The following is a 753-nucleotide window of genomic DNA, read 5'->3' on the forward strand; positions in this document are numbered from 1 at the left end:
GTCTTAGACGTTGGACGAATACCGATAATCTCGATTTCCTCTCCAACTTTAATAACACCACGCTCAACACGACCCGTAACAACCGTTCCACGACCCGAAATCGAAAATACATCCTCTATCGGCATCAAAAATGGTTGATCAACAGGACGTTCAGGGGTTGGAATATAATTATCAACTTCACTCATTAAAAGACGAACAGCATCTTCACCAATACTTTTATCCTTATCCTCAAGAGCTGCCAACGCAGAACCCTTAACAATTGGTATATCATCGCCTGGGAAATCATATTTGGATAAAAGTTCCCGAACCTCAAGCTCTACAAGCTCCAAAAGTTCTGCATCATCAACTTGATCAACTTTATTAAGAAAAACAACAATTGCTGGAACACCAACCTGACGTGCAAGCAAAATATGCTCACGTGTCTGAGGCATTGGGCCATCAGCTGCTGAAACAACCAAAATAGCACCATCCATCTGTGCTGCCCCTGTGATCATGTTTTTCACATAATCAGCGTGTCCTGGACAATCAACGTGCGCATAGTGACGATTTTCCGTTTCATACTCAACGTGGGCTGTAGAAATAGTAATTCCACGTGCGCGTTCCTCCGGGGCAGCATCAATTTGGTCATAAGCTTTAAATTCACCAAAATATTTCGTAATCGCTGCTGTCAATGAGGTCTTCCCATGATCAACGTGACCAATCGTACCAATATTAACATGCGGTTTTGTTCGTTCAAACTTGCTCTTCGCCATT

General features: G+C 42.8%; 1 protein-coding gene. It reads right to left on the reverse strand.

The features are described from left to right. Window positions 1-752 (reverse strand): elongation factor Tu (locus tag ACFIJL_RS09750; protein ID WP_375624523.1); only part of this gene is annotated, 752 nt, incomplete at its 3' end. Window position 753 lies beyond the last annotated feature (1 nt).

This window comes from Bartonella sp. TT119HLJHH, from assembly GCF_042193385.1.
In the GTDB taxonomy this organism is placed as follows: domain Bacteria; phylum Pseudomonadota; class Alphaproteobacteria; order Rhizobiales; family Rhizobiaceae; genus Bartonella.